The organism is Quadrisphaera sp. KR29 (assembly GCF_052644995.1).
In genome coordinates this window covers 23,291-40,483 of record NZ_JBQXXG010000020.1, presented here as the reverse complement: position 1 = coordinate 40,483, position 17,193 = coordinate 23,291, and the positions used below count along the sequence as shown (strand labels likewise).

The window sequence follows — 17,193 nt, the reverse complement described above, 5'->3', positions numbered from 1 at the left end:
ACCAGGCAGGGAACAGGGAGGCGCACTGTCGTGGCACGCACGCTGATGCCGACGGTCTCAGGGCCCACAGGCACCCTCTACCGGGGCCGCGAGGGCATGTGGTCGTGGGTCGGGCACCGCATCACCGGTGTCCTCATCTTCATCTTCCTGCTGGTGCACGTGCTCGACACCGCCCTGGTCAACGTCTCCCCCGAGGCGTACAACGCGGTGATCGACAGCTACAAGAACCCCGTCGTGGGGCTCGGCGAGGCCGGCCTGGTGGCCGCCGTGCTGTTCCACGCGTTCAACGGCATCCGCGTCATGCTCATCGACTTCTGGTCCAAGGGCCCGCGCTACCACCGCCAGCTCTTCTGGGGCGTCGTGGCGGTGTGGGTGCTGCTGTTCGTGCCCTTCATGGTCCGGCACATGATCGTCATCTTCTCCCCGGTCAACGGCTGAGAGAGGGGTCCTCGCGATGACCGCACTGCAGTCCACCCCCGGCCCGGCCGAGGCGATCGACGCGCCGCGCTCGCCCTACCGGCGCAGCAAGCCCACCCGGACCAACTTCGAGCTCTACGCGTGGCTGTTCATGCGCATGAGCGGCGTGCTCCTCGTCGTCCTGATCCTGGGCCACCTGCTGGTCAACCTGGTCCTGGGCGACGGCATCCACCAGGTCGACTTCGCCTTCGTGGCCGGCAAGTGGGCCTCCCCGTTCTGGCAGGTCTGGGACCTGGCGATGCTGTGGCTGGCCATGCTCCACGGCACCAACGGCGTCCGGACGATCATCAACGACTACGCCGAGCGCAACGGCACCCGCTTCTGGCTGAAGATGGGCCTGTACACGGCGTTCACGCTCACCGTGGTGCTCGGCACGCTGGTGATCTTCACCTTCGACCCGTGCCCGGTCGGCGCCGACCCGTCGCTGCTGCCCGAGTTCTGCCCCGCCCGCTGACCGCTCGCTGAACACCGCTCGAGGAGGACTCCCCATGGCTGAGGTCCAGGTCCACAGCTACGACGTCGTCATCGTCGGTGCCGGCGGCGCCGGCATGCGCGCGGCGATCGAGGCGGGCCAGCGCGCCCGCACCGCCGTGCTCACCAAGCTCTACCCCACGCGCTCCCACACCGGCGCGGCGCAGGGCGGCATGTGCGCCGCCCTGGCCAACGTCGAGGAGGACAACTGGGAGTGGCACACCTTCGACACCGTCAAGGGCGGCGACTACCTCGTCGACCAGGACGCCGCCGAGGTGATGTGCAAGGAGGCCATCGACGCCGTCCTGGACCTCGAGAAGATGGGGCTGCCGTTCAACCGCACCCCCGAGGGCCGCATCGACCAGCGCCGCTTCGGCGGGCACACCCGCAACCACGGCGAGGCCGCCGTGCGCCGCTCCTGCTACGCCGCGGACCGCACCGGCCACATGATCCTGCAGACGCTCTACCAGCAGTGCGTCAAGCACGAGGTGGAGTTCTTCAACGAGTTCTACGTGCTGGACCTGCTGCTCACCGACGTCGAGGGCGTGCGCACGACGGCGGGCGTGGTCGCCTACGAGCTGGCCACCGGCACGATCCACGTCTTCCGCGCCAAGTCCGTGGTGCTGGCCACCGGCGGCGCCGGCAAGGTCTACAAGACCACCTCCAACGCCCACACCCTCACCGGTGACGGCATGGGCATCGCCTACCGGCGCGGCCTTCCGCTGGAGGACATGGAGTTCTTCCAGTTCCACCCGACGGGCCTGGCGGGCCTGGGGATCCTGCTGTCCGAGGCCGCCCGCGGCGAGGGCGGCATCCTGCGCAACGGCGAGGGCGAGCGCTTCATGGAGCGCTACGCCCCCACCATCAAGGACCTCGCCCCGCGCGACATCGTGGCCCGCTCCATGGCCAACGAGGTGCGCGAGGGCCGCGGCGCCGGCCCCAACAAGGACTACGTGCTGCTCGACCTCACGCACCTGGAGCCGGCGCACATCGACGCCAAGCTCCCGGACATCACCGAGTTCGCGCGCACCTACCTGGGCGTGGAGCCCTACACCGAGCCGGTGCCGGTGTACCCGACCGCGCACTACGCCATGGGCGGCGTGCCGACCGACGTCACCTCCCAGGTGCTGGCCGACAACGACACCGCCGTGCCGGGCCTGTTCGCCGCCGGCGAGGTCGCGTGCGTCTCGGTGCACGGGTCCAACCGCCTGGGCACCAACTCCCTTCTCGACATCAACGTCTTCGGCAAGCGCGCGGGCATCGCCGCGGCGGCGCACGCGCTGGCCACGGACACCTTCGCGGACCTGCCGGAGAACCCCGAGGCCGACGTCGTCGCCATGGTCGAGGGCCTGCGCTCCTCCACCGGCACCGAGAACGTCTCCGTCCTGCGCCGCGAGCTGCAGGAGACCATGGACGCCAACGCCCAGGTCTTCCGCACCGAGGCGACGCTGAAGCAGGCGATGGCCGACATCGACGCCCTGCGCGAGCGCTACGCCCGCGTGCGGGTCCAGGACAAGGGCCTGCGCTACAACACCGACCTCCTCGAGGCCGTGGAGCTGGGCTTCCTGCTGGAGCTGGCCAACGTCATCTGCGCCGGCGCGCTGCACCGCACCGAGAGCCGCGGCGGGCACTTCCGCGAGGACTACCCGAACCGCGACGACGCCAACCACATGCGCCACACGATGGCCTACCGCGCGGTCGACGAGAACGGCCACGAGGGCGTGCGGCTGGACACCAAGCCGGTCGTCACCACCCGCTACCAGCCGATGGAACGGAAGTACTGAGCAGCATGGCTCGCGAGACCGACGCCGCCCCGGAGTCCAAGCCCGGGGCGGTCCCCAGCTTCGAGGTCACGGTGCGCATCCGCCGCTACGACCCCGAGCGCGACGAGGCCCCCCACTGGGAGGACTACAAGGTCCAGGTGCACGGGACCGACCGCATCCTCGACGCCCTGCACAAGGTGAAGTGGGAGCAGGACGGGTCGCTGACCTTCCGCCGCTCCTGCGCGCACGGCGTGTGCGGCTCCGACGCGATGCGCATCAACGGCGTCAACCGCCTGGCGTGCAAGTCGCTGCTCAAGGACCTCGACCCGAGCAAGCCCATCACCGTCGAGCCCATCAAGGGCCTGCCGGTGGAGAAGGACCTCGTGGTCGACATGGAGCCGTTCTTCCAGTCCTACCGCGAGGTGATGCCGTTCCTCATCACCTCCGGGCACGAGCCGACGCGCGAGCGCCTGCAGTCCGCGCACGACCGCGAGCGCTTCGACGACACCACCAAGTGCATCCTGTGCGCCGCGTGCACGTCGAGCTGCCCGGTCTTCTGGACCGACGGGCAGTACTTCGGCCCGGCGGCGATCGTCAACGCGCACCGCTTCATCTTCGACAGCCGCGACGAGGGCGCCGACCTGCGCCTGGAGGTCCTCAACGACCGCGAGGGCGTGTGGCGCTGCCGCACCACCTTCAACTGCTCGGAGGCCTGCCCGCGCGGGATCCAGGTCACCAAGGCGATCGCCGAGGTGAAGCAGGCGCTGCTGACCCGCAAGGTCTGACGCCCGCTCAGCCGGGCACGCACGACAGGGCCGCGCCCTCCGCTCGCCGGAGGCCGCGGCCCTTCGTCATCCCCGCCCCAACCGCAACCGAGCGCCTCGTTGCGGTTCGCACCCCCTCCAGAACCGCAACCGAGCGCTCGGCTGCGATGCAGAGGGGCGGTCAGAGGGGGCCGAGGTGCTCGGCGAGGAACCTCACCACGGCGGCGTGCAGCGTGCGGCGCGAGTCGGCGCGGCGGTAGTCGTGCCCCTCCCCCGCCAGCTCCAGGTACTCCACCGGCGGCGCGGACTCGTCGACGGCCGCCCGCTCCCGCAGCGCCGCCACCACCTGCCGGGCCTCCCCGATGGGCACGTTGGTGTCGTGCTCCCCGTGGACGACGAGCAGCGGCGCGTCGACGGCGTCCACCGCGCGCAGCGGTGAGAGCGCCTCCAGCAGCGCCCTGTCGCGCTCGGGGTGGCCGTACTTGGTGACGGCCACCGCGCCGATCCACGGCTCGGTGTCGCGGTAGAAGGTCGTGAGGTCGCTCATGCCGCACACGTCCACCCCGGCGGCGAAGGCGCCCGGGGAGAAGGCCAGCGACGCCAGCACGAGGTACCCGCCGTAGGAGCGCCCCGTGACAGCGATGCGCGCGGGGTCGGCCACCCCGGTGGCGACCAGGTGGTCGGCCGCGGCGAGGACGTCGGCGAACGCGTCCCAGCGCTTCTCCACGTCGTCGGCGTGCACGAACTCCCGCCCGAACCCGGACGACCCGCGGACGTTGGGGGCGAGCACCGCGATGCCCGCCGCGGCCAGGGCCTGGTGCTGGGGGTTGAAGGTGGGCCGCTCTTGGGCCTCCGGGCCGCCGTGCAGCCACAGCGCCGCCGGTCCCGGGTGCGTCGAGGCACCAGAGGAGGACGACGACGAGGGGTGCGGCCGGTAGAGCCACCCCGTCAGCGGCAGCCCGTCCCTGCCGGCGAAGCGCACCAGCTCCGGCTCCACCAGCGAGGACTCGGGCAGCTCGGGGGCGTGGGTGATGCGCGACCACGCGCCGGTGGCCACGTCGACGTGCCACAGCTCGCGGGGACGGCGCGGGCCCTCCACGCCGAGCACCACCGAGGAGCCGTCGCGGGAGAGGACCGGGTCGGCCGCCACCTGTCCGGGCATGCCGGTGATCGGCGTGCGCGCGTGGGTGGAGGTGTCGAAGAGCTCCAGCTCGCTGCGCCCGGCGGCGTTCCACACGAGCAGCAGCAGGCGTCCGGCGTCGTCGGCGTCCAGGCCCTCCAGCTCGGCGTCGTCGCGCACGGCCAGCGCCCGCGGCTCGCCGGTGAAGCCGTGCGGGCCGAGCGCCGTCCCGATGAGCTGGCGGCGCGCCAGCCCCACGTCGGAGGCGAGGTAGACCCACAGCGGCCCGGAGTCCCCCTCGGGGGCCGGCCGCAGCACCGCGCGGTCGGTCGAGCCGGTGGCGCCGGGCTGCAGGAGGGGGAAGGAGGAGTCCTCCAGCCTGTCCACGGCCACGCAGAACTGGTGGCCGCGCTCGCCGTCCTTGAGCACGAGGAAGCGCTCCTCGAGGGAGACGTCGAGCACGGTGGTGTTGGCGCCCTCGGCCAGCGGGTCCAGGCGCCCGGTGGCGGGGTCGGCGAGGAAGGAGCGCGTCGGCCTGCCCGCGCCCGGCGAGGGCAGGGTCACCACGAGCCGGTGACCGCTGCGGGTCCAGGGGCCCAGCGCGGCGTGCTCGGCGTCCCCCGCCCCGGCGCCGCCGGCGATGCGCCGCGCGTCGGTCCCGTCGGGCCTGGCCACCCACACCTCGGTCCGCACGCCGCCGCCGGTGGCCACCTCCACGCCCAGCCAGCGGCCGTCGGCAGCCCAGTTGACCCCGACGACGGGGTCGGGGGTGCCCAGCGGCAGGTGGTGCGCGCGCGGCAGGGCGGCGCCCTCGGGCAGCCCGGTGACCACGTCCTGCACCCACACCTGCGGGGTCCCCGACCTGTCGGAGACGAACGCCACGCGGCGCGCGTCGGGGGTCATCACCGGGGCCCAGCTGCCCCAAGCGCCGACGAGGTCCTCCGCCAGCGCCACGGCCGCCTCGACGGCGCCGGCCCCGCCCGCCGGCACCCCGGCAGCCGTCCCGGGCGTCGCGCTCGTCGTCGTCCTGCTCACGGCCCGGTCACCAGCCAGGTGTCCTTGGCGCCGCCGCCGCGCGAGGAGTTGACCACGAGGCTGCCCTCGGGAGCCACGCGGGTCAGGGCGAGGTCGGCCACCCGGGCGTCGTCGCGGCCGTCGCCGACCACGTGGGCGAAGACCCGCAGGTCCACGTGCCGGGGCACGAGCGCGCCGTCGACCACCGAGGGCAGCGACGAGAGCTGCACGAGCTCCTGCGCCACCCACCGCTGCGGCTGGGCGGCCACCTCGGCGCGCCGGGCGACCACCTCCGCGGCGCTGGCGGCGGGTCCGATCATCACGCCGGCGCCGCCGTGCCCGTCGACGGGCTTGGTGACCAGCTCCCCGATGCGCTCCAGCGCCGCCCGGCGCTCCCCGGCGTCGGCGAGCAGGTAGGTGGGCACCTGCTCGACGAGCTGGCGCTCGTCGAGGTAGTAGGCGATGAGCTCGGGGACGGCGCGGTAGACGGCCTTGTCGTCCGCGACGCCGTTGCCGGGGGCGTTGGCCAGGACGACGGCGCCGGCCGCGGCGGCGTCGAGCAGCATCGCGCCGACCGGGCGGCCGGCGCCGTCGACGAGGTCGGCGAGGTCGCCGTCCAGCCGCAGGTAGAGCGCGCCGACGTGCTCGGGCCGCCGCCGGGTGCTGGTGGCCAGCACGCGCCCGTCGACCACCTCGAGGTCACCGGCGCCGAGCAGCAGCAGCCCGGCCCCGCTGGCCAGCGCCTGGTGCTCGTACCAGGCGCCCGAGCCCGGGCCGCTGGACAGCAGCGCGGCGCGGGTGCCCGGGCGGGCGCGCGCCAGCAGGGTGGCGCGCAGCCGCTCGTCGTAGGCGGCGGGCGCGGCCAGCCCCTCCGGGCGCGGCAGCTCGGGCACCACGGCGTCGAGCAGGTCGCGCGCGGCCACGGCGAAGGCGGCACCGCTGGGGTCGCGCAGGTTGTCCTCCAGCACCCGCCAGCCGCCGTCCTCCCCGCGGACCAGGTCGAAGCCGATGACGGCGGCCCGCACGGCGCCGGGCGGCAGCTGACGGCCCTCCTCGCGCCAGCCCGGCGCACCGACCACCGCCGAGGCCGGCAGTACCCCGTCCGCCAGCACCCGCTGCTCGGAGTACACGTCGCGCAGGAAGCGCTCCAGGGCGACCGCGCGCTGCTCCAGTCCGGTGCGCAGCTGGGCCCACTCGTGGCGGCCGAGCACCCGCGGGACGAGGTCGACCGAGAAGCGCCGCTGGTGGCCGTCCACCCGGGAGCCGAGGCCGTGCGCGTCGGCCCAGGCGTCGCGGGCGTGCTCGCGCCGGCGCAGCTCCTCGGCGCCCATCTGCTCCAGCACCTGCAGCACCGGGGCGTACAGCGGGCGGGGCTCGGCGGAGGAGGCGACGGCCTCGTCCCCGGCGCGCACCCGGTAGCGGTGCAGGGCGGCGGCGCTGGGTGGGCGGCCGCCGGCCGGGCCGTGGGTCTCCTCCACGACGAGCCTGACGACGTCGTCGAGGTCGCCGGTCTCGGCCAGGGCGGCGCGCTGGCGGTCCGCGGAGTTGCCGCGGGCCAGCGCCCGCTCGGCCAGCGCGCGCACCTGCTCCTCGTCGCCGAGCTCGGCCAGCACCGGCGCCAGCCGCTCCACGAGGGCCCGCACGACGTCGGCGGCGGGCACCGGGCGCGGGTGCTCGGACCTGTCCAGCAGCCGCCCGCGCAGGCCCCCGCGGGCGGCCTGCCAGATGGCGGCGCGGTGCAGCGGGACGGGCCTGTCGCGCCGCACCACGCCCCGCTCCACGGACAGCTCGGCCTCGCGGACCAGCGCCCGGAACAGCCCGGCGACCAGGACGGCGTCGTCGACCAGCGGGCAGGCGTCGCAGACGCGCAGCTCCAGGGTGGGGGCGTGGGCCGAGGGCCTGACGTCGAAGTAGGCCATCTTGGCGTCGGCGATGACGCCGGAGCCGATGAGGTCGGCCAGCAGCGCGTCGTACGCGGCGGCCGAGGCGAGCGGTCCGGTGGACCCGGCGGTGGGCCAGCGCTGCCACACGGTGGTGCGGATGCTGGCGTAGCCGGTGTCCTGCCCGTTCCAGTACGGCGAGCTGGCCGAGAGGGCCAGCAGCGCCGGCAGGTCCGGGGCGATCCGCTGGGCGATGTCGACGGCGAGGTCGCGGTCGGCCACGCCCACGTGCACCTGCGTGCCGCAGATCAGCTGCTCGTCGACCAGCAGCCGGTACTGCTCCTGCATGCGGCCGTAGCGGCCGGTGGCGGTCAGCTCGAAGTCCGGGGGCGTCGAGCGCGGCGCGGTGCCCACCGCCGCCACCCCCAGGCCCTCGCGCCCCGCGACCTCCACCAGCTGGGCGCGCAGCCGCAGCAGCTCGGCGCGCAGGCCGTCGAGGCCGTCGACGACGGCGGTGTTGGTCTCCACCGTGGTGCGCTGGATCTCCGCGGAGTAGCCTTCCCGCGGCAGGCGCGAGAGCACCTGGGGGGCCCGGGCGGAGAGCTGCAGCGTCTCCAGGTCGATCAGGTGCAGCTCCTCCTCGGCGCCGAGCGTCAGGGCGGAGGCCACGCGCGCACCCTAGCCCGACCGGGTGCTCCCGCGGCCCGCGCGCAGCGCACCAACCACGCCCCGTGCACCGCTGAGCAGCAGCGCGGCCCCCGTGGCCGCCGAGGCCCCGAGCACCACGCCGGCCGCCACCTGGACCCGGTCGGCGGCCCGCTCGGTGTAGGAGGGCCGGTGGTGCGGCAGGGACGCGCGGGCCAGCGCGGCGTCGGCGGCGGGGCCCACGGGCGGGCCGATCACCGGCTCGCCCTGGTCGGCGGTGAGGTGCGCGACGACGACGGGGTCGGTGGCCGCCCACGCCGCCGTCGTCAGGACGACGCGGAACAGGATGTTGAGCCAGACCAGCAGGCCGGCGATGACGCCGGCGGTGGCCAGCAGCGGGTTGGAGGTCCCGGTGAGGAAGCCCAGGCCCTGCCCGGCGAGGACCTTCAGGACGCCGAACAGCGCGGCGCCGAGCAGCGCCGCCGAGCGCAGGTGGCGCCACGGGATGGCCAGGCGGCTCAGCACGCGCAGCAGGATGACGAAGATCACCCAGTCGGCGGCGAAGACGACGGCGATGCCGAGCACCCGCACCAGGGCGTTGGTCAGGCCCGTCTGGCTCAGCCCCACCAGACCCAGCACCCACGGCGTCGCGGCGTTGACGAGGATGGACGCCACCGCCGAGCTGAGCACCGCCAGGCCGAGGGTGATGAGCATCCCCAGGTCGCGCAGCTTCTGCCACCAGATGGCGCGCTGGTCGGTGGCCACCCCGAACATGGCGCGCACGCCCTCGCGCAGCGCGTCGATCCAGCCCGTGCCCGCCACCAGCGCCACGACGAGGGTGATCGCCCCGGCCCACGACAGCGCGCTGGTGTCGAGCAGGCTCCGCGGGTCGATCGCCGCACCGGCCTGCGGGTCTCCCAGCAGGTTGGGCACGTACCCGTTGATGGTGTCGACCACGGTCTCGAGCAGCATCGGGTTGGCCGCGAGCACCCTGCCCGAGACCGTGAAGAGCAGGACGAGGATCGCCGAGAGGGAGAACAGCGCCACGTACGCCAGGCCGCCGGCGAGGATCTGCCCGCGCTCGCGGCCGTAGTGGGCCAGCGCCCGTCCCAGGTGGCTGGCCTGGTAGCGCTGCCACAGCCCGAGCACCGCCCCCATCAGAGCACCGCCCGCGCCGGGCGGGCCTCGTCAGGCTGCGGGAGGTGCGGGGGGCGGGGAAGCACGCCGTCGATCGTGGCCCAGGCCCCGCCGCGGCGCCCGCCGGGCCTCAGCCGCCCAGGCGGAAGGTGTGCGCCGAGCGCCAGCGGCCGTCGGCGCCCAGCTCGTACAGGTCGACCTGCGCGACGTCGAAGGAGGCGTCGAAGCCCGACAGCTGGGCGCAGGCCCGGTCCAGGACGTCGTCCTCGAGCTGCTGGGCCACCGTGACGTGCGGGTGGAACGGGAAGCGGCGCCGGGTGCCCAGCACGCCCGCGCGCACCCGCTCCTCCAGCGCGGAGCACTCCCCCGACCCGGCGGCCAGGCGCACGTAGACCACCGGGGAGACCGGTCTGAAGGTGCCCGTGCCGTCCAGGGCGATGCGGAACGGGTGGGTGGCGGCGGTGGCGCGCGCCAGGTGCTCGCGCACCCGCGGCAGGTCGGCGCGGGGCAGGGCCGTGGGCGGCACGAGCGTGACGTGCGCGGGGACGGTGGCGCCCAGCGGGTCCCCGAAGCGGCGGCGCCAGCCCTCCAGCTCCGCCGCCCACGGCTGGGGGACGGCGATCGCCACGCCGATGAGCACCTCCCCCGCGGCCGGGACCACGGGCATGACGCCGGTCAGCGCCGCGGCGCCCGCAGGGGGCGCCGCGCCGTCCGCTGACCTCGTCGTCGTCACCCGGGGCGGTCCTCAGCGGGGGGCGGGCAGCAGGCCCACCGCGTCGAAGGCGCGCGCGAGCACCTGCGAGGCGCGCTCGCGGGCGCGCTGCGCCCCGCGGGCGAGCAGCGCGTCGAGCTCGGCGGGGTCGGCCAGCAGCTCCAGGGCGCGCTCGCGCACCGGGGACAGGGCGGCGACCACGACGTCGGCCACCTCCACCTTGAGGTGGCCGTAGCCCTTCCCGGCGAACCTGTCCTCCAGCGCGGGGATGCTCTCGCCCGACAGCGCGGAGTGGATGGTCAGGAGGTTGGACACGCCGGGCTTGGCCACCGGGTCGAAGCGGACCTCGGTGCCGGTGTCGGTGACCGCGGAGCGGATCTTCTTGGCCGTCCTCTTCGGGTCGTCGAGCAGCTCGATGATCCCGTTGGGCGAGGAGGCGCTCTTGCTCATCTTCGCGCCGGGGTTCTGCAGGTCGTTCACCTTGGCCGTGGCCGCGACGATGTGGACGTCGGGCACGACGAAGACGTCGCCGTACCGGCTGTTGAACCTCTGGGCGAGGTCGCGGGTGAGCTCCAGGTGCTGGCGCTGGTCCTCGCCCACCGGCACCCGGTCGGCGTCGTGGACGAGGATGTCGGCGGCCTGCAGCACCGGGTAGGCGAACAGCCCCACGTTCTGCGCGTCGGTGCCGAAGCGGGCCGTCTTGTCCTTGAACTGCGTCATGCGGCTGGCCTCGCCGAAGCCGGTGAGGCAGTTGAGCAGCCACGCCAGCTGGGCGTGCTCGGGGGCGTGGCTCTGCACGAACAGGGTGGAGCGCTCCGGGTCGATGCCCGCCGCGAGGTACTGGGCGGCGGTGACGCGGGTGCGCTGGCGCAGGGCCTGCGGGTCCGGGGAGACGGTCAGCGCGTGCAGGTCGACCACGCAGTAGGTCGCCTCGTAGGTCTCCTGCATCGCCACCCAGTTGACCAGCGCCCCCAGGTAGTTGCCGAGGTGGAGGGAGTCTGCGGTCGGCTGCATGCCGGAGAACAGGCGGGCTGGCACGGTCCCAGTGAACCACCAGGGCGGACGGCGGCCGATCAGGCGCCGGTGCGGCGCGCGAGCGGTGCGGGGCGGGGTCGGCGGCCGTAGCCTGCGGGGGTGCTCGCCCGGCAGCGCCAGGAGCGGATCCTGGAGGAGGTGCGCGCCCACGGCGGGGCGCGCGTGAGCGACCTGGTGAGCGCGCTCGGGGTATCGGAGATGACGGTCCGGCGCGACATCACCATCCTGGCCGGGCAGGGCCTGGTGGCCCGGGTGCACGGCGGGGCCACGGCGCTGTCGGCGCGCGCCGAGGAGCCGGGCTTCTCCGCCAAGTCGCGGATGGCGCTGCCGCAGAAGGAGGCCATCGCGCACGCGGCCGCGTCGCTGGTGGCCCCCGGCTCCTCGGTGGCCGTCTCGGCGGGCACGACGACGCACGCCGTCGCCTCCGCGCTGGTCGACGTGCCGGGCCTGACGGTGGTGACCAACTCGCTGCCGGTGGCGCAGGTGCTCCACGAGGCGTGGGCGGCGGGCGGGCACGGCGCGGGCGGCGGCCTGGGCGCGGGCGGCTCCCTGGGCGGGGGCGGCGGCACGGTGGTGCTGACCGGCGGGGAGCGCACGCGCTCGGACGCCCTGGTGGGGCCGGTGGCGGTCGCGGCGCTGCGCTCGCTGCACGTCGACGTCCTGCTGCTCGGGGTGCACGGGGTCGACGCCGAGGCCGGGCTGACCACGCCCAACCTCGCGGAGGCCGAGACGAACCGGGCGCTGGTGGCCGCCGCGGGCCACGTGGTGGTGGTCGCCGACTCCTCCAAGTGGCACGTGGTGGGGCTGGCCAGCATCGCCCGGCTGGAGGAGGTCGACGTGCTGGTCACCGACGACGGGCTGCCGCCGGCCGCGCGCGAGCTGCTGGCGGCGCGCGTGGGGCGCCTGGTCATCGCCGAGCGCGACGCCGCGCTGGCCTGAGGGGGCGCTCGTCGTCGTCCTCGGCGGCCGCGGCGGCCCCGCGGTGCATGCGCAGTCAGACCACCAGGATCGAGCACTTCCGCGCAGAACCGAACACGAGTAGCGTGCCCGAGCAGGTCGGCGCGCGTCGGCCCACCACAGGAGGACGGCGATGGCGCAGGTGCGGCGCACCGACCGGCGGATGGCCGACGGGCGGCCCATCCACTACTACGACGACACCGAGCCGTGGGTGTCCGGCGCCCGCGAGCGCACCGCCGTGGACACCCGCGACCTGCCCGCGGTCGCGACCACCTCGACGATGCGCTGGGACGTGCTGACCGGGGAGTGGGTGGCGCACGCCGCCCACCGCCAGGACCGCACCTTCATGCCCCCCGCCGACCTGTGCCCGCTGTGCCCGGCGCGCCCGGGGCGCGAGCCCGGGGAGGTGCCCGAGACCGACTACGACGTCGTCGTCTTCGCCAACCGCTTCCCCTCCTACGCCGGTGCCGGCACGGCGCTGGCCGAGGAGCCGACGGCCCTCGTCGACGGCGAGGCGCTGTGGCCGGTGCGCCCGGCGGTGGGCCGCTGCGAGGTCGTGTGCTTCACCGCCGACCACTCCGCCACGTTCGCCTCGCTGCCCGTCGCACGGGTGCGCACGGTGGTGGAGGCGTGGGCCGAGCGGACCGCGGAGCTGTCGTCCCTGTCCGGCGTGGCGGGCTCCGGTGAGGTCTTCGTCTTCGAGAACCGCGGCAAGGAGATCGGGGTGACGCTGCAGCACCCCCACGGGCAGGTCTACGCCTACCCAGCGCCGACGCCCCGGACGTCGCAGCTGCTCGTGCAGGCCGAGCGCCACCGGCGCGCGCACGGCACCTCCCTGCTGGCCGACGTGCTGGCCGCCGAGCAGCGCGCCGGCACCCGGGTGGTGCTGCGCGGGGAGCACTGGACGGCCTACGTCCCGGCGGCTGCGCGCTGGCCCGTGGAGTTCCACCTCGCGCCGCACCGCGACGTGCCCGACCTCGCCGCCCTCGACGACGGCGAGCGCGACGAGCTGGCGGTCGTGTACTCGGAGATGCTGGGGCGGCTGGACAGGTACTTCGACGGCGTCGACGCCCTGCCGTACATCGCCGGCTGGCACCAGGCGCCGCTCGGCCCCGAGCGCCAGCTGGGCCGGCTGCACCTGCAGGCCTTCTCCGTGCTGCGCCAGCCCGGCAAGCTCAAGTACCTGGCCGGCTCGGAGTCCGGGGCCGGCGCCTGGATCAACGACACGACGCCGGAGCGCATCGCCGACCGGCTGCGGGAGGTGGCTTCGTGACGACGACGTCGGGCGGCCCGACCTGGCTGGAGGCGGTACCGCCGTCGCGGGCCGCCGAGGCGGCGGCGGCGCTGTTCGCCGAGCACTGGGAGGGCGCGGCCGACGGCGTGTGGTCGGCTCCCGGGCGGGTCAACCTCATCGGCGAGCACCTGGACTACAACGGCGGGCCGGTGCTGCCGCTGGCGCTGCCGCACAGCACGGTGGCCGCGGTGCGCACCCGCACCGACGGCGTGCTGCGCGTGGTCTCCTCGGCGGACCTCGGCGGGGAGGCGTCGGTGTGGCAGGGCCACCTGTCCGAGGTCGGCCCGGGCGCTCCCGAGGGCTGGCCCGCCTACGTCGCCGGCGTGCTGTGGGCGCTGCGCGAGGCAGGTCACGACGTGGGCGGCCTCGACGCCGCCGTCGTCTCCACGGTGCCGCTGGGCGCGGGCCTGTCCAGCTCCGCGGCGCTGGAGTGCGTGGTCGCGCTCGCGGTGGCCGACCTGGCGGCGCTCGGGGAGACCTCCGCCGACGCCTTCCGCGCCGAGCTGGCCGCTGCCTGCGTGCGCGCGGAGAACGAGGTGGCGCGCGCCTCCACCGGCGGCATGGACCAGGCGGCCTCGCTGCGGTGCACCGCCGAGCACGCGCTGCTGCTCGACAGCGCCACCGGCGCCGTCACGCAGGTGCCGCTGCCGCTGGCCGAGCACGGCAGGGCGCTGCTGGTCATGGACACCCGCGCCCCGCACCGGCACTCCGGGGGTGAGTACGGCTCCCGGCGGGCGGCGTCGGAGCGGGCGGCGCAGCTGCTCGGGCACGGGCTGCTCGCCCAGGCGGTGGACGAGGCCGGCGGGACGGCGGCGGGGGCCGAGGCGGTGCTGTCGCGGCTGCGGACGGCCGCGGCGCAGGCCGGCGAGGGCGCCGAGCGCGTCGAGGAGCTGGTGCGGCGCACCCGCCACGTCCTCACCGAGACCGCCCGCGTGCACCAGGTGGTCTCGCTGCTCACCGCGGCGGCGGAGGGCAGCTGCGTGGGGCTCAGCGGCGTGGGGGCGGTGGCGTGCATCGACGACGTCGGGCCGGTGCTGTCGGCCTCGCACGCCTCGATGCGCGACGACTACGAGATCTCCTGCCCCGAGCTCGACGTCGTGTGCTCGGCGGCCGAGGCCGCCGGCGCGCTGGGCGCGCGGATGACCGGCGGCGGCTTCGGAGGCTCGGCGGTGGCGCTGGTGCGCGCCGGCACCGAGCAGGCCGTGGCCGCAGCGGTGCGCGCGGCGGCGCTGGAGGCCGGGCACCCCGAGCCGGCGTTCCTGCGGGCGCTGGCCTCCCCCGGTGCCCGTCGCCTGCGCTGACCCCGGTCGCCGTCTTCCGCTTCCTTCCTTTCCCGCAACCGAGCGCCTGATTGCGCTTCGGGACCCCTCCCTTCCCGCAACCGAGCGCCCGGTTGCGTTTCAGGACCCCTCCCTTCCCGCAACCGGGCGCCTGGTTGCGGTTCGGGCACCCTCCGGGACCGCAGCCGGGCGCCTGGTTGCGAGCCGCCCACAGGCAGCGCGGCCGGGGGCGGTGTCCACAGGCGAGGCGGTCGCCCCCTCACCGGGACCGACGACGCCGACACGGTGGGCGCATGCCCCGTCGTCGCTCCTGGCCAGATGCGCTGCCCGACGTGTTCCTGGGCTCCGAGCTCGTCGGGCACGGCGTCCTCACCCCGGCCCAGCTGCGTGACCCGCGCCTGCGCCGCCACTTCGTGGACGCGTACTCACCGCGGTACGTCACGCACGACCACGTGCTCGACTGCCGCGCCGCCCTCCTCGTGCTGCCGGACACGGCGCGCCTGACCGGCCGGTCCCTCGCCACCGCGCGAGGCGTGCCGCTCCTGAAGGGCGGCGATGCTGTCGAGGTGGTGGTCCCCCAGGCGCAGCGGCGCCCAGGACCCCGCGGGGTGCTCGTGCGCGGCGTGAGCAGCGGCCACCTCGGCTCGTCGACCTGGCGCGGCCTCCGGGTCGCCACGCCAGAACGCATGGCCTTCGACCTCGCCGCCCGCCACCCCCTCGAGGCAGCCGTCGGGCACCTGGACGCCGTGGCGCGGGCACGGCTCGTCGACGTCGCCCGGCTCCGTCGCTGGCTGGTCGACCAGCACGACGACGACGTCGTGCACGTCCGCGAAGCTGCTGCGCTGGTGGACCCGCGCGCCGAGTCCCTGCCGGAGTCGGCGGTGCGGGTGCGGCTCGTGCGGGCCGGCTTCGACGTCACACCGCAGCACGACGTCCGCGTCGGCGGTCGCTTCGTCGCACGCGTCGACCTCGCCCTCGTCGTCCTCAGGATCGCCATCGAGTACGAAGGCCGGTGGCGGACGCTCCTGGAGGGGCAGCTGTCCCAGGACCGGCTGCGGCTCGACGCCCTCCGCGAAGCGGGGTGGGTCGTCGTGCACGTCACCGCCGAGCTGATGCGCCAGCCGGGCGCCGTGGAGGACGCCGTCCGTCGAGCCGTCGCGGGGCGGACGGCCGCCTGAGCCGGTCCGATGACCGCACCAGGGGGCTCGGCTGCGCCTCCCGCCCTCGCCGACATCGCAACCGGGCGCCCGTCTGCGCCTCCCGCCCTCACCGACATCGCAACCGGGCGCCCGGTTGCGCCTAGCACCCCCACCGGAACCGCAACCGTGCGCTCGGCTGCGGTAGAGCGGCGGGCGGGTCAGGCGCCGGTGGCGTCCTCGCGCGCGGGCTCGCGCGGCGCCGGCTGCACCGACTCCGAGGGGAACTCGTCCAGCGGCCCGGCGGCGTGCCGGTCCCAGTCGGCGAACACGAGGTCGGTCTGCAGGTAGAGCACCAGCAGCCGCGTCAGCGCCACGAGCCCGTCGAGGTGCGTGCGCTCGTGGCCGTGCCCGGAGTCGACCCCGGCGCCCACCAGCGCGGCGCGCGCCTCGATGCCGGCCTCCAGCGCGGGCGCGGCGTCAGACCTGTAGTGGCGGTACACGTCGCGGCGCACCGGCACGTCGTGCTCGGCGGCCAGGGCCAGCAGCCTGCGCGAGAGGTGGTAGTCGAACGGGCCGGTCATGTCCATCATCCCGACGTTGACCGCGTGCTCCGAGCTGGCCTGGCCCGCCGCGACCACGGCGTTGTCGACCGCGACGAGCTCGGAGATGTCGGGGTCCAGGCCGTGCGTGGCGCCGAAGCCGACCTCCTCGCCGATGGTGACCAGCAGCTGCGCGCCGACGCGGGGCCGCACCCCGGCGTCGACGAGGGCCTTGAGCGCGGTCAGGCACGCCGCCAGTCCCGCCTTGTCGTCCAGGTGGCGGCTCTTGACGTACCCCCCGGGCGTGATCCTCGGGTCGGCGTCGAGCGCGACGAAGTCGCCGACCTGCACCCCGAGCGCCTCCAGCCCCTCCCGGTCGGTGACGGGCTCGTCGATGCGCACCTCCACCTGGTGCCAGCCGACGCCCTGGGTGTCGATGTCGTCGCCGAAGGCGTGCCCCGCGGACAGCAGCGGCAGCACCGTGCCGGTGTAGACGCACTCGGGGTCGTCGGTCATCACCGTGACGTGCGCGCCCTCGGAGAAGCGCGCGCTGTGCGTGCCGACCGGCACCACCTCCAGGCGCCCGTTCTCCTTGAGCCGCTTGACCATGCACCCGATCGTGTCGGCGTGGACGACGACGGCGCGGCGCACCGTCCCCGCACCGCCGCCGCCCTCCGCGCCCAGGCGCGCCCGCAGCAGCCCGCGGCGCGTCAGGTCGAAGGGCAGCCCGAGCTCCTTGATGTGGTCACCCACCAGCTGCATCACCGCGTCGGTGCGTCCCGACGGGCTCGGGGTGAGCAGCAGGTCGAGCATCGTGGAGCGCAGGTGGTCGACGTCGACGGGCAGGTCGCGCGGGGGCTGCCCGTCAGCGCCTGCCGGTGCGGGTGCAGCGGTCACGCCCGGCCACGCTAGGGCGCCCCGCGGGCCGCGTCGCGCCGAGGCCGCCGCCAGGACGCCCGACGGCGA

Annotated in this window: 14 protein-coding genes; 8 read left to right on the top strand and 6 right to left on the bottom strand. The window is 75.3% G+C overall.

Annotation, left to right across the window (positions count from 1 at the left end):
- Positions 1-45 precede the first annotated feature (45 nt).
- The 4 genes from sdhC to ACUN9U_RS15765 are packed head-to-tail and all read left to right on the top strand — an operon-like array spanning position 46 to position 3,496.
- Entirely contained in the window at positions 46-438 is a 393-nt protein-coding gene (gene sdhC / locus ACUN9U_RS15780) for a succinate dehydrogenase, cytochrome b556 subunit (RefSeq protein WP_445485989.1), read from the top strand.
- A gap of 16 nt (positions 439-454) precedes the next feature.
- Positions 455-931, top strand: coding sequence for a succinate dehydrogenase hydrophobic membrane anchor subunit (locus ACUN9U_RS15775; RefSeq protein ID WP_445485966.1), 477 nt, complete (start codon positions 455-457; stop codon positions 929-931).
- A 34-nt stretch (positions 932-965) separates the two neighbouring features.
- Positions 966-2,732, top strand: a complete 1,767-nt coding sequence (gene sdhA / locus ACUN9U_RS15770; protein WP_445485965.1) for a succinate dehydrogenase flavoprotein subunit — start codon at positions 966-968, stop codon at positions 2,730-2,732.
- A 5-nt stretch (positions 2,733-2,737) separates the two neighbouring features.
- A complete protein-coding gene (locus tag ACUN9U_RS15765) occupies positions 2,738-3,496 on the top strand; it encodes a succinate dehydrogenase iron-sulfur subunit (RefSeq protein WP_445485964.1) in 759 nt (252 codons plus the stop codon).
- A 160-nt stretch (positions 3,497-3,656) separates the two neighbouring features.
- Here the strand turns inward: ACUN9U_RS15765 and ACUN9U_RS15760 are convergent, their stop codons facing one another.
- The 5 genes from ACUN9U_RS15760 to trpS all read right to left on the bottom strand — a co-directional run bounded on the left by ACUN9U_RS15760 (position 3,657) and on the right by trpS (position 11,021).
- The gene (locus tag ACUN9U_RS15760) at positions 3,657-5,630 is read right to left on the bottom strand and encodes a prolyl oligopeptidase family serine peptidase (protein ID WP_445485963.1); all 1,974 of its coding nucleotides are present in this window, start codon (positions 5,628-5,630) and stop codon (positions 3,657-3,659) included.
- A complete protein-coding gene (locus tag ACUN9U_RS15755) occupies positions 5,627-8,158 on the bottom strand; it encodes a glutamate--cysteine ligase (RefSeq protein WP_445485962.1) in 2,532 nt (843 codons plus the stop codon). The genes ACUN9U_RS15760 and ACUN9U_RS15755 overlap by 4 nt, the downstream gene beginning before the upstream one ends.
- A 9-nt stretch (positions 8,159-8,167) precedes the next feature.
- Positions 8,168-9,292 (bottom strand): YihY/virulence factor BrkB family protein, encoded by a 1,125-nt coding sequence (locus tag ACUN9U_RS15750; RefSeq protein ID WP_445485961.1) that lies wholly within the window; start codon positions 9,290-9,292, stop codon positions 8,168-8,170.
- Positions 9,293-9,401: 109 nt separating this feature from the next.
- Positions 9,402-10,004: a 2'-5' RNA ligase family protein gene (locus tag ACUN9U_RS15745; protein ID WP_445485960.1), complete on the bottom strand. Its 603-nt coding sequence runs from the start codon at positions 10,002-10,004 to the stop codon at positions 9,402-9,404.
- 12 nt (positions 10,005-10,016) lie between these two features.
- A complete protein-coding gene (trpS, locus tag ACUN9U_RS15740; RefSeq protein WP_445485959.1) occupies positions 10,017-11,021 on the bottom strand; it encodes a tryptophan--tRNA ligase in 1,005 nt (334 codons plus the stop codon).
- Between the two features lie 96 nt (positions 11,022-11,117).
- Here trpS and ACUN9U_RS15735 point away from each other — a divergent pair, with 96 nt between their 5' ends.
- The 4 genes from ACUN9U_RS15735 to ACUN9U_RS15720 all read left to right on the top strand — a co-directional run bounded on the left by ACUN9U_RS15735 (position 11,118) and on the right by ACUN9U_RS15720 (position 15,727).
- Entirely contained in the window at positions 11,118-11,957 is an 840-nt protein-coding gene (locus ACUN9U_RS15735) for a DeoR/GlpR family DNA-binding transcription regulator (protein WP_445485958.1), read from the top strand.
- Between the two features lie 151 nt (positions 11,958-12,108).
- Positions 12,109-13,248 carry a galactose-1-phosphate uridylyltransferase gene (gene galT, locus ACUN9U_RS15730; protein WP_445485957.1) on the top strand — a complete coding sequence of 380 codons (1,140 nt, stop codon included), beginning with the start codon at positions 12,109-12,111 and terminating at the stop codon, positions 13,246-13,248.
- A complete protein-coding gene (galK, locus tag ACUN9U_RS15725) occupies positions 13,245-14,570 on the top strand; it encodes a galactokinase (RefSeq protein ID WP_445485956.1) in 1,326 nt (441 codons plus the stop codon). The genes galT and galK overlap by 4 nt, the downstream gene beginning before the upstream one ends.
- Positions 14,571-14,842: 272 nt before the next feature.
- Complete coding sequence (locus tag ACUN9U_RS15720; protein ID WP_445485955.1) at positions 14,843-15,727, top strand: endonuclease domain-containing protein; 885 nt, start codon at positions 14,843-14,845, stop codon at positions 15,725-15,727.
- 179 nt (positions 15,728-15,906) lie between these two features.
- Here ACUN9U_RS15720 and ACUN9U_RS15715 read toward each other — a convergent pair whose 3' ends face one another.
- Positions 15,907-17,124: an osmoprotectant NAGGN system M42 family peptidase gene (locus ACUN9U_RS15715; RefSeq protein WP_445485954.1), complete on the bottom strand. Its 1,218-nt coding sequence runs from the start codon at positions 17,122-17,124 to the stop codon at positions 15,907-15,909.
- Positions 17,125-17,193: the final 69 nt, after the last annotated feature.

Excerpts from the sequence above, each read along its gene's own strand:
- sdhC (WP_445485989.1), top strand. The coding sequence starts at position 46 with ATGCCGACGGTCTCAGGGCCCACAGGCACCCTCTACCGGGGCCGCGAG.
- ACUN9U_RS15775 (WP_445485966.1), top strand. The coding sequence starts at position 455 with ATGACCGCACTGCAGTCCACCCCCGGCCCGGCCGAGGCGATCGACGCG.
- sdhA (WP_445485965.1), top strand. The coding sequence starts at position 966 with ATGGCTGAGGTCCAGGTCCACAGCTACGACGTCGTCATCGTCGGTGCC.
- ACUN9U_RS15765 (WP_445485964.1), top strand. The coding sequence starts at position 2,738 with ATGGCTCGCGAGACCGACGCCGCCCCGGAGTCCAAGCCCGGGGCGGTC.
- ACUN9U_RS15750 (WP_445485961.1), bottom strand. The coding sequence starts at position 9,292 with ATGGGGGCGGTGCTCGGGCTGTGGCAGCGCTACCAGGCCAGCCACCTG.
- galT (WP_445485957.1), top strand. The coding sequence starts at position 12,109 with ATGGCGCAGGTGCGGCGCACCGACCGGCGGATGGCCGACGGGCGGCCC.
- ACUN9U_RS15720 (WP_445485955.1), top strand. The coding sequence starts at position 14,843 with ATGCCCCGTCGTCGCTCCTGGCCAGATGCGCTGCCCGACGTGTTCCTG.